Source organism: Sorangium sp. So ce394 (assembly GCF_051474665.1).
In the GTDB taxonomy this organism is placed as follows: domain Bacteria; phylum Myxococcota_A; class Polyangia; order Polyangiales; family Polyangiaceae; genus Sorangium; species Sorangium cellulosum_D.
Window position 1 is genome coordinate 6945736 of record NZ_CP150339.1, and the last position, 24766, is coordinate 6970501.

General features: G+C 72.5%; 9 protein-coding genes. 3 read left to right on the forward strand and 6 right to left on the reverse strand.

Annotated elements, in window-relative coordinates:
• Positions 1 to 68 precede the first annotated feature (68 nt).
• The 6 genes from WMF33_RS25275 to WMF33_RS25300 all read right to left on the reverse strand — a co-directional run bounded on the left by WMF33_RS25275 (position 69) and on the right by WMF33_RS25300 (position 16116).
• Entirely contained in the window at positions 69 to 5768 is a 5700-nt protein-coding gene (locus WMF33_RS25275; protein ID WP_437322243.1) for a sensor histidine kinase, read from the reverse strand.
• Positions 5769 to 6173: 405 nt separating this feature from the next.
• Entirely contained in the window at positions 6174 to 8054 is a 1881-nt protein-coding gene (locus tag WMF33_RS25280) for a phosphoenolpyruvate carboxykinase (GTP) (RefSeq protein WP_437339515.1), read from the reverse strand.
• A gap of 294 nt (positions 8055 to 8348) precedes the next feature.
• Positions 8349 to 9839 carry a complex I subunit 4 family protein gene (locus tag WMF33_RS25285; protein WP_437322244.1) on the reverse strand — a complete coding sequence of 497 codons (1491 nt, stop codon included), beginning with the start codon at positions 9837 to 9839 and terminating at the stop codon, positions 8349 to 8351.
• Positions 9836 to 11260 (reverse strand): proton-conducting transporter transmembrane domain-containing protein, encoded by a 1425-nt coding sequence (locus WMF33_RS25290; RefSeq protein WP_437322245.1) that lies wholly within the window; start codon positions 11258 to 11260, stop codon positions 9836 to 9838. Before WMF33_RS25290 ends, WMF33_RS25285 begins: the two co-directional genes overlap by 4 nt.
• The gene (locus WMF33_RS25295; RefSeq protein ID WP_437322246.1) at positions 11250 to 14306 is read right to left on the reverse strand and encodes a YbcC family protein; all 3057 of its coding nucleotides are present in this window, start codon (positions 14304 to 14306) and stop codon (positions 11250 to 11252) included. The genes WMF33_RS25290 and WMF33_RS25295 overlap by 11 nt, the downstream gene beginning before the upstream one ends.
• Positions 14307 to 14460: 154 nt before the next feature.
• Positions 14461 to 16116 carry a SulP family inorganic anion transporter gene (locus WMF33_RS25300; RefSeq protein ID WP_437322247.1) on the reverse strand — a complete coding sequence of 552 codons (1656 nt, stop codon included), beginning with the start codon at positions 16114 to 16116 and terminating at the stop codon, positions 14461 to 14463.
• Between the two features lie 665 nt (positions 16117 to 16781).
• On the opposite strand from WMF33_RS25300, the gene WMF33_RS25305 reads away from it, so the two are divergent.
• From WMF33_RS25305 to WMF33_RS25315, 3 genes are all read left to right on the forward strand, one after another.
• Complete coding sequence (locus tag WMF33_RS25305; RefSeq protein ID WP_437322248.1) at positions 16782 to 18536, forward strand: nitroreductase; 1755 nt, start codon at positions 16782 to 16784, stop codon at positions 18534 to 18536.
• 458 nt (positions 18537 to 18994) lie between these two features.
• The gene (locus WMF33_RS25310) at positions 18995 to 21742 is read left to right on the forward strand and encodes a protein kinase domain-containing protein (RefSeq protein ID WP_437322249.1); all 2748 of its coding nucleotides are present in this window, start codon (positions 18995 to 18997) and stop codon (positions 21740 to 21742) included.
• Between the two features lie 271 nt (positions 21743 to 22013).
• Positions 22014 to 24713: a Kelch repeat-containing protein gene (locus tag WMF33_RS25315; protein ID WP_437322250.1), complete on the forward strand. Its 2700-nt coding sequence runs from the start codon at positions 22014 to 22016 to the stop codon at positions 24711 to 24713.
• Positions 24714 to 24766: the final 53 nt, after the last annotated feature.

The window sequence follows — 24766 nt, forward strand, 5'->3', positions numbered from 1 at the left end:
CAGTTCCGCGGTGCACCTCGCAGGCGCCGACGAGCAGGGATCCCTGGCTCATGTGCACGCCCGGCCGCTCAGCCCGGCGGCGAGCTCGGCTCGCCGGCGCGCGGCGGCCCCGCGCACGGGAGCTCGAGGAGGAACGTGGCGCCGGCGCCGGGCGCGCTCCGGACGCGGATCGAGCCGCCGTGCGCGTCCGCGATCCTGCGGCTCATGTAGAGGCCGAGCCCCAGCCCGCCGTAGTGCCGGTCGGACACGGCGCGCCCGAAGCGCTCGAAGATCTGCTCCTGCCGCGCCGGGTCGATGCCGATCCCCTGATCCTTCACCGAGAGCCGCGCCGTGCCGGCCTCCTCGCTGACGAAGATCTCCACGGGCTTGCCCGCGCCGAACTTCATCGCGTTGGCGAGGAGGCTCGTGACGATCTGCTCGACGCGCGCGCGGTCCCAGCGGCCCACGATCCGGCCGGCGCCGTGCACCGAGACCGAGCACCCGGCGCGCGCCAGATCCAGCTTGAGCCGCGCGATCACGTCGCGGACCACCGCGCCGAGATCGACCTCCACGACCTCGAGCGAGAGCCGATCCACCTGGCTGCGCGAGACGTCGAGGAGCTCGTTGTGCAGGCGGGTCAGGCGCTTCGCCTGCCGCAGCGCGCGATCGACCTGCCGGCCCATCGCCTGCGGATCCCAGGGCCGGTCCGGATCGAGGGCGCGGCGGACGGCCTCGAGCGTGAGCGTGAGCGACGTCATCGGCGTGTTGAGCTCGTGCGTAGCCACGGTGAGGAACTCGTCCCGTGCGCGGACGGCCTCCTGGGCGGCCTGGTAGAGCCGCGCGTTGTCGATCGCGATTGCGGCCCGGTGCGCCACTTCCTGCACGAGGTCCAGATCCGCCTCGCCGTAGGTGCGCTCCGGCGAGGACGAGACGACGCTCAGCACCCCGATCGGCTGTCCCCGCGCCACCAGCGGAACGGAGATGAAGCTGTGAGTCCCGAGCGCACGGATGAGCCTCGCGTGCCCCTCGTCCGGGCAGTAGCTCCTGAGGATCTCGTCGGGGAACTCGGTGATCAGGAGCGGCCCGCCGTTTCGCAGGACCCTGGCCGCCGGCCGGTGCGCAGCCCGGCCCGGAGGAAACCGGCGCGCGAGCTCCTCGAGCAGCCGCTCCTTCGCGGGGTCGCGGTGGGCCCAGCAGCTCCGCCGGGTCTCTCCGCCCTCCACGACGTCGATGACGCACCAGTCGCAGAGCGATCGCGCCGACAGCCGCGCGACGCGCGCCAGCGTCTCCGCGTAATCGAGCGACCCGGAGAGGATCTCCCCGGCCTCGGCCACGAAGGCCGCGCGCCGCTCGGCCGCCTCGGCCGCCGTCCGCGCGGCGTGCTCGCTGGCGAGGAGCCGCGCGTTCTCCAGGGAGATCGCCGCCTGCGTCGCGAGCAGCGAGAGGCCGGTGAGCCGCTCCGGCGTGAACGCGCCGACGAGGAGGTTGTTCTCGAGGTAGAGCAGGCCCGCGACCTCGGCCTGCCTCGGGATCGGCATGCACAGGACCGATCGCGGGCGCTGCCGCGCGAAGTAGTCGTCCCCGGAGAACCGGCCCGCGTCGGCGGCGGCGTGGCCGAGGATGACGCGCTCCTTCGTCCGGTAGACGTAGCGGACGAGCGACGCGGGGACGCGGCGGGAGACCGCCTCTGTCGCGCGCGGGAGGACGACCGTCGCCGCCCCGCTCTCCCCGAGGGTCGCCTCGGCCTCAATGGAGAGGCGATCGTCCTGGACCAGGACGAGGCAGGCCCGCTGCGCGCCGCCCTGCTCGAGGACGGCCGTGAGCAGCGTGCACAGGAGCTCGTCGAGGACGATCTCGCTCGAGATGGCCTGCGACGCCTTGATCACCGAGAGCAGGTCGATCTCCTCGGGCCGCGCCGCGATGGTGGCGGCCGGGGCGGGCGCCCTCGCGTCCCAGAGATCGGGGCTCGCGAGATCGAGCTGCCTGACCTTGCCGTCCGCGCCCCACCGCGCGTAGCAGGCGCGGGCCTCGCGGAGGTAGGTCGCGGCGAACACGTCGTACCCCCGCGCGCGGAGGAACCTCGACGCGAGCTCGTAGGCGAGCGCCTCGGTGTGGACGAAGCCGTTCTCGCGCGCGGCGCGGATGGCCTGCTCGTAGAGCGCCTCGGCGTCGAGGTGCCTGCCCTCGACGCGCGCGAGCTCGGCGCCGACCAGCGCGGCGCGGCTGCCGAAGTTCTCGGGGCAGTGCGCCGCCCAGACCTCGAGCTGCTCGCGGTGCGCGGCGAGCGCCGCGAGGTGCTTTCGCCGCTCGGCTCCGGACGCGGGCAGAGCCTCGCCCGCCGCCCGCGCGAGCGCGCTGTAAAAGTGGTAGTCGGCGACGTCGATGAACGACTGCTTCGTCCAGAGCAGCCGCTCCGCCCTCGCGGCCGCCGCGAGCGAAGCGGCGTAGTTGCCGGCGTGGAACTGCGCCTCTTGCTTGCAGATCCAGTACCAGCAGGCGGCGATCGCGAGGCGCGGATCGCTCTCCAGGTGCCGCTCGAACCCGGCCTCGTCGAACGTGCCGTCGTCGAAGGAGGAGAAGCTGGGCAGGAGCCCGCGGAGGTGCCGGATGAGCTGCAGCTGCGCGGTGATGATATCGATGACGAGCCCGAACCTCGCCTCCCGCACGAACTCGAGCGCGGCCTCCGCCTCGCGCTGCACGTCGCCCAGCGGATCGCCCTTGGCGAGCAGGACCATGATCGAGCAATTGCAGGTGTAGGCCGCGAAGGTGAGATCGCCGGTCTCGTGGGCCATCTCGGACGCCCGCCGCAAGAGCTCGACGCTCGTGCGCACGTGCCTCGTCCACGGGTTCACGAGGTGCCCGAAATCCAGGTAGACGCGGGCCTTCAGGCGGTCCAGCCCGTGCTTGTCCACGAGGTCGATGCCGAGCCTGCCGAAGCGGTACCCCGCGCGGTAGTCGCCGAAGCACGCGCCGAGGACCATGCCCACCTGGACATAGCCGAAGCACGATCCGTCGCAGTTGCCGTGCTCGAGGCTCAGGTTCACCAGGCGGCCCACGACGAGGCTGTGCAGGTTCCGGTCGGTGAACAGGGCCGGCGCCTGGACCCAGCCCAGGACATCGACGATCGCGCGGACGACCGGATCGGTCATCGGGGGCAGGTCGATGAGCGCCTCGATGGGGCGGCTCCCGAGCTGCCGCCCCAGGCGCTCGTACTCGCGCTGCACCTCCTCGTCCGGCGGGTGCGGCGACCAGTCGACGCCGACGCGCCGCAGGTAATCGAGGCAGATCTCGACGGCGAGCTCGGTTCGGTCCAGCGTCGTGTAGAGATCCACGCGCACGCAGGCGACCGCCGCCGCGTCGACGAGGCCCTCGGCGCGGCGCGAGAGCGCCGAGAGCCGCTCCTCGGCCGCGCCGAGCGCGCCGGTCAGGTACTCGCACTCGGCCCGGTGGAGCTCCAGCGCGAAGGCGAGCTCGTACTGCCGCTCCCAGCGATCGTCCTCGAGGAAGGCGGCGCCGGCGGCGAGGTACTCGAGCGCCGAGGCGAAGGCCGCCGACGCCTTCGCGCGCTCGCCGGCCGCGAGGTTGAGCCTGGCGACCCGCTCTCGCTCCTCCGGCGACGTGATCAGCCGAGCGCCGCGGTTGAGCTGGTGGACGATCTCGAAGATCTTCTCCTCGAGCGCCTCCGGCGGCGTGCGCGCCGCGAGCAGCCGGCCGATCTCGAGGTGCGCCGCCGCCCGCTCGCCTTCGGGGATGAGCGAATAGGCGGCCTCCTGGACCCGATCGTGGAGGAACTTGTACGCGCCGTCGAGGCGCAGGACCAGGCCCGCGCAGACGGCATCGCAGAGATCAGCGTGCGTGTCCTGCTCCGTCCGGCCGCGGATCGTCGAGAGGAGGCCGATCTCCGCGGAGTTCCCCAGGCAGGCGAGCTGCTTCACCGCCGTCTGGACGCTCGGAGGGAGCCGCGCGAGCTTTCCGACCATCAGGTCGATCACGTTGTCGGTGAAGCCTTGTTCGCGGATCTTCGCCACGTCCCACCGGAACGCCTCGGCGCGCTCGTCGAACGCGATCAGCCGCTCTTCGTGGAGCATGGTGAGGAAATGGATCGCGAAGAACGGGTTGCCGGCCGTCTTCTCGTGGACGAGGTCGGAGAGCGGCGCGACGTCCTCGCGGCGGCAGCGCAGCGCGTCGCCGACGAGCGCGGCGAGGTGCTCCCGGGAGAGCGCGCCGAGCACGATGGTCGAGATGCGGGCGCCCGCCTCCCGCACCTGCTCGAGCGCCGTCATGAGCGGGTGCGCTGGGGTGACCTCGTTGTCGCGGTACGCGCCGATGACGAGGAGGTGGCGCGCTTCGGGGTGCGTCATCAGGTCCCGGAGGAGCCCGAGGCTCGCCGGGTCGCTCCACTGGAGATCGTCGAGGAAGAGCGCGAGCGGGTGCTCCTTCCGGGCGAACACCCCGATGAAGTGCCGGAACACGGCGCGGAACCGGCTCTGCGCCTCGGCCGGCGGGAGCTCGGGGACCGGCGGTTGCTGGCCGATGATGAGCTCGACGGGGGGGATGGCCTCCACGATGAGCTGCCCGTGGATCCCGAGCGCGCCGAGCAGGCGCTGCCGCCACGGCGCGATCCGGTCCTCGCTCTCGGCGAGGATCTGGAGCGCGAGCTCCCGGAACGCCTGGACGAGCGTCGAATACGGGATATCGCGCCTGTGCTCATCGAACTTGCCCGAGAGGAAGAGGGCGCGCTCCCGGACGGTCGGCCGGTAGAGCTCGTGGACCAGCGCCGACTTGCCGATGCCGGAGTAGCCGGAGATGAGGACGAGCTCGGGAGACCCGGTGTCCCTCACGCGCTCGAACGCGCGCAGCAGCACGGCGACGTCGTCCTCGCGGCCGTACAGCCGGTGAGGGACCTGGAGGCGGCCGGAGACGTCGCGCTCGGCCAGGGGGAACGGCGCAATCCTGCCGGTGGCCTGGAGCTGCGAGAGGCACCGCGCGAGGTCGTGCTTGAGGCCGCGGGCGGTCTGGTATCGATCCTCTGCTGTCTTGGCCAGGAGCTTCAGGACCAGCGCCGAGAGCACCTCGGGCAGCTCCGGGACGAACGCGGTGGGCGGCGGCGGGGCGCGGGCGACGTGGCAGTGCACCCACTCGGAGGGATCGCGCGCCTCGAACGGCAGGCGACCGGTGAGCATCTCGTAGAAGGTGACGCCGAGCGCGTAGAGGTCGGCGCGGCCGTCGATCGCGCGGCTCATCCGGCCCGTCTGCTCCGGGGCCATGTACGGCAGCGAGCCCTCGATGAGCCGGGGAGGCCCTGCGGGTTGCTGCTGGCGGGACAGGCAGGTCGCGAGGCCGAGATCGGCGAGCTTCACCTGGCCGGTGGCCGCGTTGACGAGGATGTTCTCGGGCTTGAGATCCTTGTGGATGACGTCCCGCTCGTGGAGCTCCGCCACGCTGGCCACGATGCGGATCGCGAGGTCGAGGAACCGCTCGACCTTCATGGGGCCAGACGCGCAGCGGTCGAGCGACTCGCCGCCGAAGTCCTCGACGACGAGCGCCGGGAGCCCCTCGTACGTCTCGAGGGCGAGCGGCGCCACGACCGCCTCGTGGCTCAGCATCGTGCCGATCGCGAACTCGTGCCTCAGGCGCTCGAGGTCCTGCGGGCGGCTGCGCCTCGGGTCGAGGACCTTCAAGATCACCCGGCGGCCATCGGCGCTCCGGACCGCGCGGAGCAGGCTGGTCCGCTGGCCCGCGTGGAGCGTCTCGGTGACCGTGTACCGGCGGGCAGCGCTCATCAGCATGGGGATGACGCTCCGTGAAACGCCGGCGCCCGGCGGCTCGGCGGATCCTGGGGGTCGTCGTCAGCGCTCGAGCGGTCGAGCGCGCTCGCGCCGCGGCGACCGCGCAGCCGCACGATCGGCGTGAGCGCGCGGCGACCGCCGGCCCCCGCGCGCCGTGTCACGCGCTCGCGCGATTGTGGCATCCCGGAGCCCCCCTCGATTCACAGATATCATAAGCGAGGTGGGAGATCAGTGACGTGGGGAGTTGCGCGGCGCGCTCCGCGTGCCGCGACGAGCGAGCTCTTCAAAAGCTCGCTCAGGCGCGTTCATTCCTTAGATTCCGTTCATGACACAGCCCTCCGGGAGCGCCGAGGGCGGAGCCGGGCGAGGCCGAGCGAGAACGCCGATGACGTCGAATTCGGTGCGCTACGAGGCGCTCGCCTCGCCGTCGTCGTCGTGCTCGTCGAGGTAGCGCTCGGGCGCGAGCTCCCACCGCTCCGGCGAGCGCCAGAGCTGCGACAGGAGCAGCTCGCGCATCAGGAAGAACTCCTTGGGCAGCCGGTCGTAGAGCCGCTCGAAGAGCTCCCGGTGCGAGCCGAACTCGACCTTCCACGCCTCCCGGTCCACCGCCATGAGCTGGTAGAACTTCTCCTTCGAGAAGCGATCCATGCCCCGCCACTCGATGTCCTCGTAGCGCGGCATCCAGCCGAGCGGGCTCTCCTCGGCGAAGCCGCGGCCGTGCACGCGATCGACGATCCACTTGAGGACACGCATGTTCTCGCCGAAGCCCGGCCAGAGGAAGTTGCCCTGATCGTCCTTGCGGAACCAGTTCACCGAGAAGATGCGCGGCGGATTGACGATCTGGCGCCCCATCTGCAGCCAGTGGTTGAAGTAATCGCCCATGTGGTAGCCGCAGAACGGCAGCATCGCCATCGGGTCGCGGCGGACCTGGCCGATGTTGCCGGCGGCCGCCGCCGTCATCTCCGAGCCGATCGTCGCCGCCATGTACACGCCGAAGCTCCAGTTGAACGACTGGTACACGAGCGGCACCGTCGTCGCCCGCCGCCCGCCGAAGACGATCGCGCTGATGGGCACCCCGTTCGGGTCGTCCCAGCGCGGATCGAGCGAGGGACACTGCGTCGCAGGGGCCGTGAAGCGCGCGTTCGGGTGGGCCGCCTTGCGCCCGCAGTCCGGCGTCCAGGGCTTGCCCTGCCAGTCGATGAGCTCCGGCGGCGGCTCGTCCGTCATCCCCTCCCACCAGACGTCGCCGTCGGGAGTCAGCCCCACGTTCGTGAAGATCGTCCCCTTCCGGATGGCCGCCATCGCGTTCGCGTTCGACTTCTCCGACGTCCCCGGGGCCACGCCGAAATACCCCGCCTCGGGGTTGATCGCGTAGAGCTGCCCGTCCCGCCCGGGCTTCATCCACGCGATGTCGTCGCCCACCGTCGTCACCTTCCAGCCCGCGAACGCCTTCGGCGGGATGAGCATCGCGAAGTTCGTCTTGCCGCACGCGCTCGGGAACGCCGCGGCGACATACGTCTTCTCGCCCTTCGGCGACTCGACGCCCAGGATCAGCATGTGCTCGGCGAGCCACCCCTGCTCCCGGCCGAGCACCGAGGCGATGCGCAGCGCAAAGCACTTCTTGCCGAGCAGCGCGTTGCCGCCGTAGCCGCTCCCGTACGACCAGATCACCCGCTCCCCCGGGAAGTGGACGATGTACTTGTGCTCCGCGTTGCACGGCCACGGCACGTCCGCCTGCCCCGGGGCGAGCGGCATGCCGACCGAGTGCAGACACGGGACGAAATCGCCGTCCCCGAGCACGTCGAGCACCTTGCTCCCCATGCGCGTCATGATCCGCATGCTCGCGGCGACGTACGGCGAGTCGCTGAGCTCCACGCCGATGTGCGAATAGGGCGAGCCCACCGGGCCCATGCTGAACGGGATCACGTAGAGCGTCCGGCCCCGCATCGACCCGGCGAAGAGCCGGCGCAGCGTGGCCTTCATCTCCTGCGGATCGGCCCAGTTGTTCGTGGGGCCGGCGTCCTGCTTGCGGCGGCTACAGATGAACGTGCGATCTTCGACCCGCGCCACGTCGCTCGGGTCCGAGCGCGCGAGGTAGCTGTCCGGGCGCTTCTCCGGGTTCAGGCGGATGAGCGTGCCGGCCTTGACCATCTGGTCGCAGAGCGCGTCGTACTCCTCCTTGGAGCCGTCGCACACGTGCACGTTGTCCGGCTGGCACAGGGCGACGACCTCCGCGATCCACTGCCGGAGCTTCTCGTTGGCGATCGACGATCGGAGCCCCGGGATCGAGACCGGCGGCGGCGGCTCCGAGTGGACCGAGTTCTGGCTGCTCTGGCTGGCTGCTACGGACACTGGCGTACCCTCCTGGCTCTCTGGGTCGAGCGGGTCTGCAAGGCGCAGGCCCTGCCCGCCCACACGTCAATTCTGGCCGAAATGCGCCCGGTTGGCTGCACCGATCCTCCCTGAGCCCGTCCGCCTCGGCGTGCGGCGCGCACCAGGTGCGCCCCGGAGCAAACCGTGCGCGGATCCAGGAGCACGGGGCCAGCCCACACGCGCGCGGCGTGAGCCAGACGAGAGGGGCTACTCTGCGTGCCCGTGGGCCGTCGCGTCGCCCGCGACGGCGAGGACCCGCTCGACCACCGGCGCGTGCAGCGCGAGCAGCCGCGACGGCGCGACGCCCAGGGTCACGGTCAGCGCCAGCAGCGAGAGCAGCGCCGCGCGCTCGCGGAACAGGAGCGGCTCCACCATGGCGGCGCCCTTCGCGCCGCGGGGGAGCGGGCCGAGGAAGGTGCGCTTGAACGCGCGGAACATCGTGATCCCGTTGAGCGCCGTCGCGCCCAGCATCAGCACCGCGAACACGGGGTGGACGTGCAAAACCCCGTGCAGGAGCAGATCCTCGCCGATGAACGTCAGCGCCCCCGGGAGCCCGATCGTCGCGCACGCGAGCAGGAGGAAGAACGCGGCCATGCGCGGCGTCCTCGCCACGAGGCCGCCGAGCTCCCTCACGTCCGCGGTGCCCGTGCGCGCCTCGATCGCCCAGACGACCATCGTCACCCCGGTGACCGCGATCGACAGGGCGAAGCTCTGGAGCAGCGCGCCGCTCAGGCTCTGCGGGTTCATCGACGCGATCCCGAGGAGCACGAGCCCCTTCTGGCTCGCCACGAGGTACCCGATCATGCGGCGGAGATCGGTCTGCGTGAGCGCGAGGACGGCCCCGTGCAGGGCGCTGAAGAGCCCTAGCGCGGCGAGGACCGGCATGTTCGCGGCGCAGCCCTCCGGCAGGAGCGGCACCACCACGCGCACGAGCACGCAGACGCCGACCTGCATCTCCGCGAGCAGCACGGTCACCCCGAGCGGCCCGCGCTCGAGCAGCACCGGCAGCCAGCCGTGGAACGGCACGGCGGCCATGCGCATCAGCACCGAGATGCCGATGAGCGCGAAGAGCGGCGACTGCCACGCCTCCGGGATGCCCGCGCGGGCGACCTCCTGGATGTCGAACGGCAGCGCCGCGCCGCGCCGCGCGGCGAGCGCGGCCATGACGCCGAGCGCCAGGACGAGCGGCGCCGTGCCGCCGATGAGGAAGATGCGGTAGATGCGCCGGAGGAGCTGATCGGCCGCGCCCCTCCGCGCGATGAGGCGCGCGCCCGGCAGGAACGCGGCGACCCACGCCACGGCGAGCACCACGAGGTCCGCGGCGCAGTAGACGCCGAGGATGGCGCTCCCGGTGACGAGCACCGCCGCGAGGCTCCGCCGATCGAGCGCGGCGCGCGGGCCCGCGGCGATCAGGGCGAGCAGCATGGCGCCGAGCAGCGGGAGCAGGGAGGCGGTGAAGCCGTTGAGGACGAGGCGGAGGCGCACGCCGAGGAGCGGCACGGCGGGGCCGATCGCGTCGACCGCGGCGCCGCCGGCCGCGTGGAACAGCGCGAGCGCAGCGAGCGAGAGCCCGAGGGTGAGCGCCGCGCCGGCGAGGGCCACGCGTCGCGCGGCGGGGTCGCTGCGCGCGCAGGAGATCGAGAGCGCGGCGAGCGCGGGCGCGAGGATCGTCGCCGAGAGGATCAGGAACATGCTCATGACCGCGCCCCCTTCGTCTGGGGCGCCGGCGCCGCCGCGCCCCCGCGCTCGCCGGGAGCGCCCGCCTCGACGGCGCGGCCCTCGTCGCGCTCGGCGAGGCCGCTCAGCGCCGCGACCCAGCGGCGCTCGAAGCCGTCGATCACCTGCCCGAGGCGCATGAGCGGCGCCGCGATGAACCGCTGCTGCATCACCTCCACCTGGAAGCGATCGAGGGAGGCCCAGTACGCGCGCCGCACGAGCGACGCCGGCAGCACGCGGGCGGCGATCGCGAGGTGCGGGAGCGGCTCGCTGGCGTGCGCGGCCCGGATCTCCTGCGCGTCGCGGAGCGCCGCGGGCGCGCGCAGCATCTGCAGGCACCGGAGGCACGCGTGCGCGAAGAGGTGCACCAGCGCGAGCCGGTAGTACCCGAGCCCGATCTCCACGAACATGATCCCGACCTGCGACATCGTCGCGTACGCGAGCGCGCTCTTCACGTCCGCCTGCACCCGGCCGACAAGCGTCCCGTAGACGGCCGTGAGCGCCCCGACGCAGGCCACCACCGCGCTCGCCGCGGGCGAGCGCTCGAGCATGGGGGCAGCGCGCAGCATCAGGTACACGCCCGCGTGGATCGAGATCGCCCCGTAGAAGAGCGCGCTCGACGGCGTCGGCCCCTCCATCGCCCGCGGCAGCCAGGTCCCGACGGGGAACTGCGCGCTCTTGCCCATCGCGGCGAAGAACAGGCACAGCGTGATCGCCGTGGCCCCGGAGGCGCCGATCGCGGCGGCGGACCCGGGCCACGGGGCGCCGCCGAACACCTCGCCGAAGTTGGCCGAGCCGGCGAGCGAGTGCATGAGCACCGCGCCGACGAGGAGCCCCACGTCGCAGAGCCGGTAGGTGATGTAGACGCGCAGCGCCGCCCGCGCCGGCGCCGCGCGCTCGTGGAAGAACGCCACGAGGAGCACGCTCGTCCCGCCGACGAGCTCCCAGCCCGCGAAGAGCTGGTCCATGCTCCCCGCGGACACGAGCGCCAGCATGCCCGCCGAGAACAGGGCGAGGAGCAGGAAGAACCGCGCGAACCCCGGCTCGCGGTGCAGGTACGCGACCGAGAACCTGCCGGTGACGAGCGCGATCAGCGAGACGAGCACCATCATCGTCGTCGACAGCCGGTCGACGAGCAGCACGATGTCGAACGCGTAGCCCGAGACCTCGAACCAGTGCCCGAGATCCACCGAGAGGAAGGCGTAGGGCGCCGCGACGGACGAGCCCCAGGCGACCAGCGAGGCGACGAGCGAGAGCGAGAGCGCCGACAGCACGACGCCCGACACGACGCGCTCGCTCGGCGTGCGCAGGAGGAGCAAGTAGGCGCCGAGCGCCGCGAACGCGACCGCCGGCGAGAGCACGGCGACCGCGGCGAGCTCGCCGAGGAGGACGTCAGGCAGCATGGTAAGAGATCTCCGTCTGGGACCGTGGAAGCCCGGCGCGGACGATGGCGGGCGGGATGAAGCCGCGCTTGCCCGCGTACCAGTCGACGGACCGCTGGACCGCGGGTAGCGGGTGCTCCGGCGGCATGAACGGCGCGAAGGCGCCGCGGGTGAAGCGCTCGAACCGACCCGTCGCCGGGTCGATGCAGACGAGCTGGATCCAGCCGTTGACGACGAGCTCGCGGAGCGCCGGCTGCCGCGCGCAGATCGCCGCGGCCGTCGCCGCGCTCGCCTCCACGACGGTGAGCATGCGCACCGGCTCGTGGATCTCGATCATCTGCTTCGGCAGGCCGGTGCGCAGATCGCTCAGCGAGCCGTCCATGACCCCGAGCAGCGAGGCGAGGTTGTGCGGCAGCTTGGTCCCGGCGCCGTAGCGGAGGTTGTCGACGCGGGAGAAGTAGTACTCGAGGTTGATCCCCGCCCCGACCGGACCCGCGGAGAGCAGGACGCGCTCGAGGATCGCCCCGGTCGGGTCCTGGGTCGGGTCGTACGAGACGAGGAACGCGCGGCGGTCGAGGAACATCCCGTGGGTGAGCTCGCGGCGGCCGATCACGCAGACGGCGTTGGTCGCGTGCCCGAGCTCGGGCCGGGCCTCGCTGAGGTCCACGGCGCGCGCCTCGACGTGCGCGAGCGCCTGCTCGGGGCTCAGGCGCTCCGGTGCCGACGCGAAGCGGCGGCAGCGCTCGTGCGCGTGCCGCTTGCGCGCCTCGCCGAGGGCCTGCTTGAGCGCCTCGATCTCGCCGCGGTGCGACGCCGGCGCGAGGTGCTCGTCGTAGAAGACGATCTCCTCCGTCGTCGTGTTGTTCATCCCGCCGAGGAAGAAGGTCCCGTCCGGGATGTCGATGCCGCGGCCGCGGAGCAGCGCGCGCACCTCCTGGTCGTTGGCCATGGCGGCGAACAGCCGCGCGTTCGGGCCGCCGTGCCGGCCGCCGCACGCGCCGCAGTCGTACGCGGACTGGTGCGGGTTGTTCACGCTGGACGCGCCGTGGCCGAGCACCGCCACGACCGGCGCGAAGCGGCGGGTGAGCCCCATGATCTCGAGCGTCGCGGCCACCCTCGCGGCCTTCTCGGCGGCCGTGAAGGGCGCCCCTCGGCCGCCCGCCGGAGCCCCCTCCTCGTCCGGGCTGTGGAGGTGGGTCGGCACCGCCGGCAGGAGGCGGCGCTCGAGGGCGTGGCGCAGCCGCGCGAACGCCCTCGGGAACAGGACGCGCCCGACGAGCGGGATCGTGGAGAGCAGCCCGAGGGTCGGCGTGAGCAGGAGGCCGCGCGAGAGGGTCCGGGTCCCGTGCCCGAGCGTGTGGACGAAGCGCGCCCAGCGCCTGCGGCGCGCCTTCCGGAGGTGGAAGGCGCCCTCCTCGCGGGGCCGCTCGACGATCTCGTGCGCGGGCTCGACGCCGACGGGGCAGAGGCTCACGTGGCCGGCGGCGTCGAGCCCGCGGAACCGGATCGGCACGCCGAAGAACCCGGCGATGCCGAGGGTCTCGTGCCGCGGGGAGAGCTCCTCGAAGTGCCTCCGGAGGCCCTCGCAGCGGTCGTCGATGCACAGCGCGAGCTGGAAACGAGGGTCCAGGACCGCGCGCTCGTACGCCGGGCGGCGCAGGTTCGCCGCGATGCCGTGCAGCACCTCGACCCGGTGGTGATGCTCGTACGCCTCGTGCAGGAGGCGCCGCCGCGTCGCCTCGTCGAACGCCTCGAGCACCTCCAGCGCCCAGACGCGCTCGGCCTGCGGGAGCGCCTCCACCTCGGCGACCGACAGCCCCGCGAGCTGCGCGAGGTGGAACAGGAGGAACGGCCGATCGCTGTCGGGCGAGCGCGGCGGCGGCCCGGCGCGCCTCGTGGCGAGCCGGGCGTGCTCGACGAGCCCCGCGAGGGGCCCCTCGAACCCGAGCCGCCGGCGCGCCACGTCGCGCAGGGCGTACCGGGCCAGGGTCAGGCGCACCGCGAGGTACTCGAGCAGCGACGCGGGCGGCGAGCCGTGCGGCCGGTCGCCCGGGGTGTGCTCGAGCCGGTGGACCATGCCGGCCCAGCCCGGCAGCTCGAGCAGGACGCGCGTCACGTAGCCTTCCCAGCGGTCCTCCGCGACGCCGAGCTCGCGCAGGGCGCCGGTGACGACGGCCGCGGGCGACGCGTCCGGCCCGAGCCGGCCGAGCTCCGCGTCGAGCCCGGCGAGGTGCGCGCCGGCAGGCCTCGCCCCCTCCAGCACGAGGCTGCGGAACGCGCGGAAGAGCCCCTTCGCGCGGTCCGGCATCACCCAGTGCGCGACGCCCTCGTCGAGGTAGGCGCCGAGGAGCCGGATGAAGAGCGGGTCGATGAGCTCGGCCGGATCTTCCCCCGTGAGCGCGAGCAGCAGATCGCGGTGGGATCGATCGACGCCCACGCGGTCGGCGAGCGGCACCTCGGCGGACGGCGCCGGCGGCAGCGGCACGCCGCAGCACGCGTCCCAGAGAGCGAGCGCGGCGCGGACCTCCAGGTCGTAGCCGCCCTGGGCGAGGAGGCGCACGGCGGCCTCGGGGCGCTCGACCAGCCATCGCGCCGTACCGACGAGGATCCGGCGGCGCGGCTCGGACGGGAGGTCGGGCCTCAGCCTGCGCGTCTCTCCCGCCTCGGCGATGCGCCACCGGAGCCCCGCCTCGGTGGCGGCCTGGATGGGAAAGCGCAGCGCGAGGCGCTCGATCTCGTTGCGTGACAGCAGGCCGCGACGCTCGTCAGGCCGGTCGGCGAAGCGCTCGGCGAGCGCCGCCTCGATGTCCTGGTCGTCGATCCGGCCCGACGCGATGTGCGCGCGGTACTCCGCCTCGGAGAGGTACGGCTCTGCCCCGAACAGCGCGCTCGCCGCGGCGAGCGCGTCGTGGAACGGCAGGTGCTGGAACGCGTGCAGCGTGTTGTGGTGGACGAACACGCCGATGGGCCCCTGCGATGGCAGGAGGTGACCGGCGTGCTGGAGGGCGGTGCGCAGGCGCTCTTCTGGAGCTTCACCTGCGCTGGACTTCGCACTTGGCTCGTTCATGTCAATCGTACGTCTCCTAAAGTATCGCTCCATCAAGCGCGGCGCGCACGCGCAGCTTTCGCGCACCTCGCGCAACTCGTGCACCTCGCGCACCTCGCGCACCTCGCGCACCTCGCGCACCTCGCGCGCCGTGCGGGCTCAGCGGCTCAGCGGCTCACCGGCTCACCGCGGGCGCGAAGGCCACTTTCTTCCGCGCGGAGAGCGGGTGCGACGACATCGGGCCGTGGTCGTCGAGTCCCGACAGCGAGAGCGCCCGCCCCTCGCGCTCGAGCAGCGCCTTGAGGTCGTGCAGGTTGGCCATGACCGTGTGATCGACCAGGCGTGTAGCGGCGAAGTCGATCTCGATGGCAGGGACGTCCCGGTGCCGCGCGAGCCTCCGCTTGATCGAGAGGTAATTGCTGAAGACGGCGGCCTGCTTGACGCGCAGCACGAGCCGTCCGCCCTCGACGTGCTCCTCGATCTCGGGCCGGAAGAGGCTGCGGAGCGGCGCGCCGTGGAGCACGTGGATGAACATCTCCACGGCGATCCCGGCCACGACCCCCACGAGCAGATCGGTCGCGATGGTGATCGCGGCGGTGGCGACGAAGACCACGAGCTGCTCCTTGCCGATGCGGAACGTCTTCACGAACTCCGTGGGAGCCGCGAGGCGGGTGCCCGTGAAGGTGAGCATCGCGGCGAGCGCGGCGAGCGGGATGCGGTGGATGAGCCCCGGCGCGAACGCGACGAACAGCAGGAGGAAGGCGCCGTGGAAGAAGTTCGAGAGCCGGCTCCTCGCGCCGTAGCCGATGTTGGCGGAGCTGCGGACGATCTCCGAGATCATGGGCAGCCCGCCGAGCAGGCCCGCGACGAGGTTGCCGGCGCCCGTGGCGAGCAGGTCCCTGTCGAGGTCGGGGCGGCGCTTCTCGGGATCGAGGGAGCTGACCGCCTTCGTGGACAGCAGCGACTCGATGCTTCCCACGAGGGAGAACATCAGGACATATTTCATGGACGCGGGCGTGGCGACCTGGCTGAAGTCCGGAAAGGCGATGGCCTGCGCCAGGTTCCCCGGCAGGGTGACGAGGAACTTCGGCCCGATCGTGTGGACCGAATCCGTCACCGACAGCGTGTACGTGTGCTCGTGCTCGAGGTCGAAGGCGAACGCGAGCGGTATCGAGGCCGCGAGCACGAGGAGCGGCGCGGGGATCTTCTGCATCCACCGCGTCCTCCTGGCCACCGCCGGATAGCCGAACAGGAGGACGAGCGACAGGACGCCTATCAGGGCGATCTCGGGGTTCATCCGCAGGACGCTCGCCGGGATCTCCAGGAGCAGGTGGAGCGGCGCCTTGGACGTCGGGGTGACGCCGAGGAGCGTGTGGACCTGCTTCGAGCAGATGATGATCCCGATGGCCGCGAGCATGCCGTGCACCACCGAGGAGGGGAAGAAGTCGCCGAGGGCGCCGGCGCGCGCGAGCGCGAAGGCGATCTGCACCGCGGCGGCGACGACGATGCAGGCGAGCGCGCGGCGGTAGCCTGTCGCGTTGTCCCCGCCGCCGAGCTCCTGCACCGCGCCGAGCGCGATGACGATGAGCCCCGCGGCCGGGCCCTTGATGGTGAGGGGCGCGCTGCCGAGCCAGGTGGCGATGACGCCGCCGACGACGGCGGTAAGCACACCTGCGATGGGGGGGAATCCGCTCGCCATGGCGATGCCGAGGGAGAGCGGGAGAGCGATCAAGAAGACGAGGAACCCTGAGACGAGATCGGACTTCCACGTCGATGGAGCCGGCGCTGTCGGTGCTGGCTCTGGTGGGTCCGGGATGTTTGGCATGGGCATGGCAGTAGTCGTTCTTCGGCAGGACGTGAGTCCCGCCACCTCCGCCCGACCGCTAGGAGACCGAGTGACTGCTTTCCAGCCCCCGGCTCACACAATGTTTCAAAAAGTTTTCGCGAACACCGACACTGCATTATTCCGCCATGCGCGCATCGACGAGCGGCCCGGCCACCGGGTAGACCGACGCGTACCCCGTGTTCGGCGCGTCGCTGCGCGCCTGCTCCAGGCTGAAGGCGAGCACCGCGGGCTGCGTCTGGATGCCGGCGAGATGCCGGTGAGGGTCCCCATCGGGATCCGGAGCAGCCGGTAGCCGACGAGCAGCGTGCCGAACGCGACGACCGCGGTGATGACCGCGCCGCTCCCGATCAGCGCCGCGGCGCCGCCTTGCTGCAGCGTGTGCGCGAACGAGTACCCCGAGCGGGTGCCGACGCCGGCCAGGACCACGCCGAGCTGCCGGACAGCGCCATCCTCGCGTCTCTCCCCGCCTCGCGCGCGGGCCCCTGGGCTCTCGTGTGGAGGATGAGATCTCGAAACGCAGAGGACACGGCGAGACTCGGTCGAGCGAGAGCGAGAATGCCTTGAGGAGGGATCGCCGAGCCGCGGACGAGCCCGCTCGGCGCGGTAGCGGCGCCCCGCGCCGCTGCTACCCTGAGCGCGACGAGCGGCCCATGTCCACAAGCCCCGTCGAGCGCGCGCTCGCCTATCACACGCGCACGAAGCATCACCTGAGGCGCTATGCGCGCGGCCCGGCCGCCATGGACTGGAGCACGCAGCCGGATCCGTTCCGCACCTTCGAGGGCGCCCCGGTCGTCCCCTTGCCGCTCCGCGCCGGCGGGCTCGCCGCGGCGTACCGGGATCTCTACCGCCCCGGCGCGATCCCGCCGGCCGCGGTCGAGCTCGACTCCATCGCGGCCCTCTTCGAGCTCTCGCTCGGCCTCTCCGCCTGGAAGGAATACCGCGGCTCGCGCTGGGCGCTCCGCTGCAACCCCTCGAGCGGGAATCTCCACCCGACCGAGGGATACCTCCTCTCGGCCGGCGCGCCCGGGCTGCCGGCGGGCCTCTATCATTACGTGAGCCGCGATCACGCGCTCGAGCGCCGATGCGCGCTGGGCGCCGGCCCTGCCCGCGCGCTCGCGGGGCTCCTCCCGGCCGGCGGCTTCCTCGTCGGGCTGAGCTCCGTCCACTGGCGCGAGGCGTGGAAGTACGGCGAGCGGGCGTTCCGCTACTGCCAGCACGACGCCGGTCACGCCATCGCGGCCGTCCGCTATGCCGCGGCCGCGCTCGGCTGGTCCGCCGTGCTGCTCGGCGACCTCGGCGACGGCGAGCTGTCCGCGCTGCTCGGCCTCGATCGGGCCGCGGACTTCGCGGGCGTCGCGGCGGCGGATCGCGAGCACCCCGACGCCGCGCTGCTCGTCGTGCCCGCCGCGCCGCTCGGCCGGGAGGCGGCGCTCGCCGCGGCCCGCGGGGCGGCCGCGCGCGCGGCCGAGCTGACCCGCCTCACCGGCGAGGGCGCGTGGGCCGGGCGGGCGAACGCGCTGAGCCCGAGCCACGTCGACTGGGAGGTCATCGACGACGTCGCCGGCGCCACCTGGAAGGCCCACGCCGAGGAGCCGGCCGCCCCCCTGGAGAGCGGCCTGCCCCCGCTGTCGGACGACGGCGGCGACGGCGCGCTGGCGTCGGAGATCCTCCGGACGCGGCGGAGCGCCACGGCGTACGACAGCCGCACGTCGATCGGCGCCGAGGCGTTCTACGCCATGCTCGACCACCTCCTCCCCCGCCCCGGCGTGCCCCCGTGGGACGCGCTCCCGTGGGCGCCGCTCGTGCACGCGGTCGTCTTCGTGCACCGCGTCCGCGGCCTCGACCCGGGCCTCTACGCGCTCGAGCGGTCGGAGGCCGCGCACGAGCGGCTGAAGGCCGCCCTCGCGCACCCGTTCGCGTGGGAGAAGCCGCGCGGGTGTCCGGATCACCTGCGGCTCTATCGCCTCTCCGAGGCCGATCTGCGGAGCGCGGCGCAGATCGTGAGCTGTCATCAGGAGATCGCCGCCGACGGCGCGTTCAGCCTCGGGATGGTCGCCGACCTCGGCGCCACGCTCCGGGAGCGCGGCGCGCCGTGGTACCGGCGGGTCTTCTGGGAGGCCGGCGTCCTCGGCCACGCGCTGTACCTCGAGGCCGAGGCCGCGCGGAACCCCGGCGGCCGCGTGCGGGCGACCGGCATCGGCTGCTACTTCGACGACGTGTTCCACGAGCTGTGCGGCATCGCCGGCGGCGACGTGCAGAGCCTCTATCACTTCACCGTCGGCGGCCCCGTCGAGGACACGCGGCTGATGACGCTCGCGCCCTACGAGCACCTCGAGCGCGCACGGCCCGCCGCGCCTCCGCCTCCGGCGCGCGGCCCCCGCGGGAGCGGCCCCGAGGCGCCCTGAGCCGCCGCCGCCGGCGACCGCCGACGGGCACGCGCCTCGCATGATCGCGACCGCTTTCGGGTCGCCGCGGCGCCCCGCCGACGTACCGCAGCGCCGTCAAATAACGTCCTCACAACAAATCGCCAAACCGCCTTCGAATTCATGATGCCCGCTCGGCCGTATCACCACAGAGCTCCGTCGATGCCGCGACCCAGACGGCCAGATCGCAAGCGGCTTCGCCGCGCGCAGCGCGTGCGCCGCGCGCAACACGTGACCCGCGCGCAACGCGTGTTGTGCGCGCAGCGCGCACAGCCCACGCGACCCACCCGACCCACCCGACCCACCCGACCAAAGACGGCAAGACCCGCCGCGGTCATCGGGCCTGCGTCTCGGGCCGGGGGCGTTGACAAGGATATCGGTCTTTGCTCCCATAGCGAGTTCCTTCGGAGCGGCGCGCGCGTCTGAGGACGGCCGGGGACATGGTGGGCACGGGTCAAGACAGCTCGGACGCGGAGCCGACCCAGACGGCGATCATGGGCAAGTACCGCCCGATCGCGAAGCTCGGCCGGGGCGGGATGGGCGACGTGTTCCTGGCGATCGCGCGGGGGCCGGGGTCGTTCAACAAGCTCGTCGTCGTCAAGCGCCACCGCGGCGTGGGCGGCGACGGCGAGAAGATCGTCACCATGTTCCTCGACGAGGCGAAGCTGTCGGCGCGCCTCAACCACCCGAACATCGTCCAGACCTACGAGGTCGGCGTGGACGAGGCCGGCTACTTCACCGTGATGGAGTATCTGGAGGGCCAGCCGCTCAACGCGATCATGAGGGCGGTGGCCCAGGGGGAGCCGGGCGCGGACGGCTTCACGCGCGGCGTCTGGGTCCGGATCGTGGCCGACGTGCTGGGCGGCCTCCACTACGCGCACGAGCTCTGCGATTACGACGGCACGCCGCTCGGCATCGTTCACCGCGACGTCTCCCCGCACAACATCTTCGTCACGTACGACGGCGCGGTGAAGCTGCTCGACTTCGGCATCGCCAAGGCGTCGATCAACACGGACCTCACCGAGACCGGGAAGCTGAAGGGCAAGACGTCCTACATGGCGCCCGAGCAGGCGGCCGACAGCGCGGGGATCGACCGGCGGGCCGACGTCTTCGTGGCCGGGATCGTGCTCTGGGAGCTCCTCACGCGCGAGCGGCTCTTCGGGGGCGACGCCGTGAGCGCGCTCTGGAAGCTCGCGGCCGTGGACGAGATCCAGCGGCCCTCGCTCGTCCACCCGGACATCCCGCCGGCGCTCGACGCCATCGTCGCGCGGGCGCTGGAGCGCGACCCGGCGAAGCGGTACGCGACCGCGCAGGAGATGCGCGCGGCGCTCGAGGACTACCTGCGCGGGTCCGGCGAGAACGTGCGGTCCGACGAGATCGGCGCGCGGATGCTGGCCGCGTTCGCGGAGCGCCGCGCCAGCATGCAGCGGCAGATCAAGGCGTACATCGAGCAGGGCGCGGGCCGCCCGAGCGCGATCCTGGAGCCCCGCCTGTCCCGCCCGAGCGCGATCGAGGGCTCGGACGGGCGGCGCCTCCAGGCCCTGATCCCCCTCGATGAGGAGATCGGCCAGCGGACGGCGGGGCCGCCGGTCCCCGTGCGCGCCACGTCCGACTCGACGAGCCTGAAGCCGGCCCTCCGCGCGGCCGGCACGCCGCAGCAGCGCAGCTACCTCATCGGGGCGCTCGGCGTGGCCGCCCTGATCGCGGCGCTGGCGATCTCCGTGCGCCGACCGGACAGGCAGGCGCGCTCCGTCGCTCCTGGGGCCGCCGCGCTCGCCGGGTCCGCCGCCGCCGCGGGCGCCCGCTGCACGGGGACGCTCCGCGTCCGGATGACGACGGGCGCCACCGGGATGGCGACCGACATCGCGCCGCCGTACAGCTACGGAGTCTACGACTACCTGCGTCACCTCAACGACAGCCATGGGGGGATCCGCGGCTGTCCCATCGACGTCGACATGAGGGACGCGCAGTACGACCCGGCGAGGACGGAGGAGGTCATCGCGGCGTGGCGGCGGGAGCCCGCGTGGAGCGAGGTCTCCACGCTGTTCATCTTCGGCACCGGGCCGACCACGCGCGTCGCGCCGAAGCTCGCGGAGGAGAAGAAGCTCATCATCCCTGGCTCGTACGCCGGCTCGCTCGCCACGCCGGTGCCGATCTCGGCGGACGTGCCCTACGCCGAGTTCAACGCCCTCGGACAGAGCATCTCGGCGACGGAGCACAAGACGAGCCCGGGCTATCCGTACATCTTCTTCCCGGCCACGGACTATTCGACCGCGATCCGCATCGGGGTGAAGGCGGCCTGGAAGATCGCGCCCGGGCGCATCGCGATGGTGCACGACACGATTGACCGGTGTCTTTACTGCGTCGATCCGCTGGCGGCGGGCAAATCCTACGTGGAGCACCTGCCCGGCATGCTGCTCGGCGAGGATCTCGTCGTGCCGCAGACGTCTTCCCTCGAGGACGAGGGGCTCATCGTCGAGGCGGTGACCCGCTATGTGAAGCGAGAGATCGAGAAGAGGCGGGCGGACCCGTCCTATGTCCCGACGAGCTGGTTCTGGGCGGGCAACAGCGTCGTCTCGTCGTCCTTCGTCGGCAAGGGCGCCGCCGCCGCGCAGAGGCTCATCGATCAGGCGTTTCCAGGGCAGGCGTTGCCAGGGCAGGCGTTCCCGGGGACGAAGCGCTGGCAGCTGCGGGTGATGGCGAACAACTGGGGGATCGGCGAGCGGACGCTATCGATCTGCGGGACCGACTGCGCCGGCATCTTCTACGGGCTGTTCCCGGTCCCGATCTACGGCGACACGCAGCACTCGAGCGGGATGGCGGAGATGCTGCGGATCCACCGGGCGTACCGGGAGAAGGACGATCACCCGCTCGACCGGTATCAGGACCAGTTCTACGTCCAGGGCCACGCGGCGGCGCTCATGTGGCGCGAGGCCGTCGAGCGGGCGGTCGACGCGGGGCGGGAGCGGCCGACGGGAGAAGACCTGAAGAACGCGCTGGAGTCGTTCCAGAACGTGGTGCTCGACGGGATGACGGCGGGGCCGATCTCGTTCAGCCCGACGGACCATCGGCCTCAGGCGAACGAGTCGGTGTACACGATCCGCGCGAACGGGGACGCGGGGGGCGTGGCGTTCAGGTTCGTGGATCATTATTCCATCGAGCTCGACCCGAAGTGGCTCGGGTACTGACGCCGTCCCCCGTCCCGCGAGGCTTGCTGTGGACGAAGCTCCACGGTGTCCTGTCCGCCGCGGCCATCGCTTTCTCTTGACAGCCGAGGCGCTGAGACCGCTATCGTCGAGCGTGCGTTCAGCCTCCTTCTTGCGCCGCCTCGCCCCTGTCTTGCTCGCCGCGCCGCTCGGATGCTATGGCGCCGATGAGCCACGAAGTCGCGCCAGGGAGCACGGCATCGAGGCGGGAGCCGCCGCGCTCACGGCGCCACGCTGGGACGTCGCGCCGCCGATGAACGTCGCCCGGAGCAGGCACACGGCGACACGGCTGCTCGACGGGAAGGTCCTCGTGGCCGGCGGAGCGAGCGCCACAGCCGAGGTGTACGACCCTGACACGAATACATGGACGCTCGTCGCGTCGATGAGCACGCCGCACACGGGGCATACCGCGACGCTCCTTCCGGACGGCAGGGTCGTCGTGGCCGGCGGCATGACCGAAGCCGTGGAGATCTACGACCCTGCCACGGACACATGGACGCTCGCCGCGCCGCTCCTCACGCCGCGCGAGCGCCATACCGCGACGCTCCTGCCCGACGGCCGGATCCTCGTGGCCGCCGGCGAGCTCGAAGAGTGGGTGATGAGGACGAGCGAGATCTACGATCCCGCCGCGGATACGTGGACCGACGCGGGGTCGATGGCGCAGGCGCGCTCCTCTCACGCGGCCGCGCTCTTGCCGGACGGCGACGTCCTCGTGGTGGCCGGGGTGGGCCCCTCCGGCGACCCCATCGGCAGCGCGGAGCGCTACGATCCGGCCACGGGCACGTGGACGGCCGCGGGCTCGATCCAGAACCGCAGAGGCCACACCGCGACGCTCCTCGGGAATGGCAAGGTGCTCGTCGCCGGCGGCTACACCGATTACGGTGGTGAGGGGTTCTCCTCCACGAACCGCGGCGCGGCGCTCTACGATCCTGCGAGCAACACCTGGACGACCGCGGCGCCGCTGAACGTCGCCCGCGACAGTCACACGGCCACGCCGCTCGCCGATGGGCGGGTGCTCATCGCCGGCGGCAGCGCGATCACCGAGGTCTACGATCCGGCGAGCGGGACGTGGTCGCTCGGCAAGTACCTGAACACGGACCGGAGCGGCCACACCGCCACGGCGCTCGCGGGCGGGCGGGTGCTCGTGGCCGGCGGCGGGAGCGCGAGCGTCGAGGTGCTCGCGCTCGCGGCCCCGGGCGCTCCTTGCCTCTTCGCGGGCGAATGCGCGAGCGGCTTTTGCGTCGATGGCGTCTGCTGCGACACCGCGTGTGACGGGGGCTCGTGTGACGCGTGCGCGGTGGACGCGGGCGCGTCGGCGGACGGCACCTGCACGCCGCTGAGCGGTGCCGTGTGCGGCAGCGCCGACGGTTGCACGGCGAACGGCGTCTGCCAGGCGGGCGCTTGCGTCGGGGATATGCCGGTCGGCTGCCAGCCCGCGTGGACGCCGGCCGGGAACATGCCCGTGCCGCGGCACGACGGCACGTGGGCCGAGCTCGCCGATGGCCGCGTGCTCGTGGCCGGCGGGTACGACAACGACTGGAACGATACCCTGTCCGCGAACCTCTACGATCCGGCGACGAACGCCTGGAGCGACGTCGCGCCGCTCTCGCATACGCGCCGCAAGCCCGCGTCGATCCGGGTCTCGACCGGCGAGATCCTCGTCGTGGGCGGCGATTCGCCGTCGACGGCCGAGGCCTACGATCCGGCGAGCAACACGTGGGCGCTCACCGGCGCCATGGTCGCGCACCACGATCCGAGCGTCGCTCTCCTGCGGCTCCCGGACGATCGTATCCTCGCCGTGGGCGGCGGGACGGCGGTCGCCGAGGTTTACGATCCGGCGACGCGATCCTGGGCTGCGACGGGCTCGCTCGGCGCCTCGCGCTCGAGGCACTCGGCGGTCGCCTTGCACAGCGGGAAGGTGCTGGTGAGCGGCGGCGCCGGCAACCCGGCGACGGCGGAGCTTTACGACCCCGCCACGGGGACGTTCTCCCCGGCCGGGACGCTGACCTTCGCGCATTCCGGGCACAAGGCGACGAGGCTGCTCGACGGCAGCGTGCTCGTGGTGAGCGGCGACGGCGCCGATCGGTATGACCCGGCCACGAATACCTGGACGCCCACGCGAGCGTTGCTCATGCCGCCCGCCGATTTCACGGCGACGCTGCTCGCCGAGGGTCGGGTGCTGGTCACGGGCGCGGCGAGCGTCCCGCACGCGCAGGTGTACGATCCGGCGACGAACGACTGGTTCGTGACTGGGCCCCTGGACGTCGCGCGCCGGCGTCACACGGCCACGCTGCTCGGGAACGGAATGGTGCTCATCGCGGGCGGCAAGGAATGGACCGGCGGCAACGAGTGCACCCTCCGCAGCGCCGCGGTGTACGACCCCACGAGGAATGATTGGTCGACGGTGCAGAACATGAGCAGGCTGCGCGACGCTCCATCGTCCGTGCTGCTCGATGGCAATCGCGTCTTGGTCTTCGGGGGGTTACTGGCGGGGTGTTCGTCCGGAGACGGCGATCCCGAGGCGCATGGAAGCGCGGAGATTTACGAGGGCGGCATCACGCCGGAGGGCAGCGGCGGAAGCGGCGCCGCGGGCGGCTCCGGGGGAATGGGCGCCGCGGGCGGCTCCGGGGGAATGGGCGGCTCCGGCGGCTCCGGTGGCATCGGCGGCTCCAGCGGTCAGGGCGGCACCGGCGGAACCGGCGGTGCGGGCGGCTCCGGTGGAACGGGCGGCGCGGGCGGCATGGGCGAGGCCGGCGGCGGCGCGGGCGGCATGGCCGGCGCCGGCGGTCAGGGCGGTATGGCGAGCGTGAGCGGCACCGGCGGCACCGGCGGCAGCGAGGAGCCGGACGGCGGCTGCCGCGCCGCCGCCGCCGGATCCGCGGAGAACAGCGAGCGCGGGTTCGCGGCGCTCGTGGCCCTGGGCGCCCTCGTCGCGCGCCGTCGCAGGCGCTGAAACGCAGGAGGCCCGCGATGGCCCGCAGCCTCGGTGGGCCAGCGCTGGAGCTC

Excerpts from the sequence above, each read along its gene's own strand:
- WMF33_RS25285 (WP_437322244.1), bottom strand. The coding sequence starts at position 9,839 with ATGAGCATGTTCCTGATCCTCTCGGCGACGATCCTCGCGCCCGCGCTC.
- WMF33_RS25315 (WP_437322250.1), top strand. The coding sequence starts at position 22,014 with ATGAACGTCGCCCGGAGCAGGCACACGGCGACACGGCTGCTCGACGGG.
- WMF33_RS25310 (WP_437322249.1), top strand. The coding sequence starts at position 18,995 with ATGGTGGGCACGGGTCAAGACAGCTCGGACGCGGAGCCGACCCAGACG.
- WMF33_RS25305 (WP_437322248.1), top strand. The coding sequence starts at position 16,782 with ATGTCCACAAGCCCCGTCGAGCGCGCGCTCGCCTATCACACGCGCACG.
- WMF33_RS25295 (WP_437322246.1), bottom strand. The coding sequence starts at position 14,306 with ATGAACGAGCCAAGTGCGAAGTCCAGCGCAGGTGAAGCTCCAGAAGAG.
- WMF33_RS25290 (WP_437322245.1), bottom strand. The coding sequence starts at position 11,260 with ATGCTGCCTGACGTCCTCCTCGGCGAGCTCGCCGCGGTCGCCGTGCTC.
- WMF33_RS25300 (WP_437322247.1), bottom strand. The coding sequence starts at position 16,116 with ATGCCCATGCCAAACATCCCGGACCCACCAGAGCCAGCACCGACAGCG.
- WMF33_RS25275 (WP_437322243.1), bottom strand. The coding sequence starts at position 5,768 with ATGCTGATGAGCGCTGCCCGCCGGTACACGGTCACCGAGACGCTCCAC.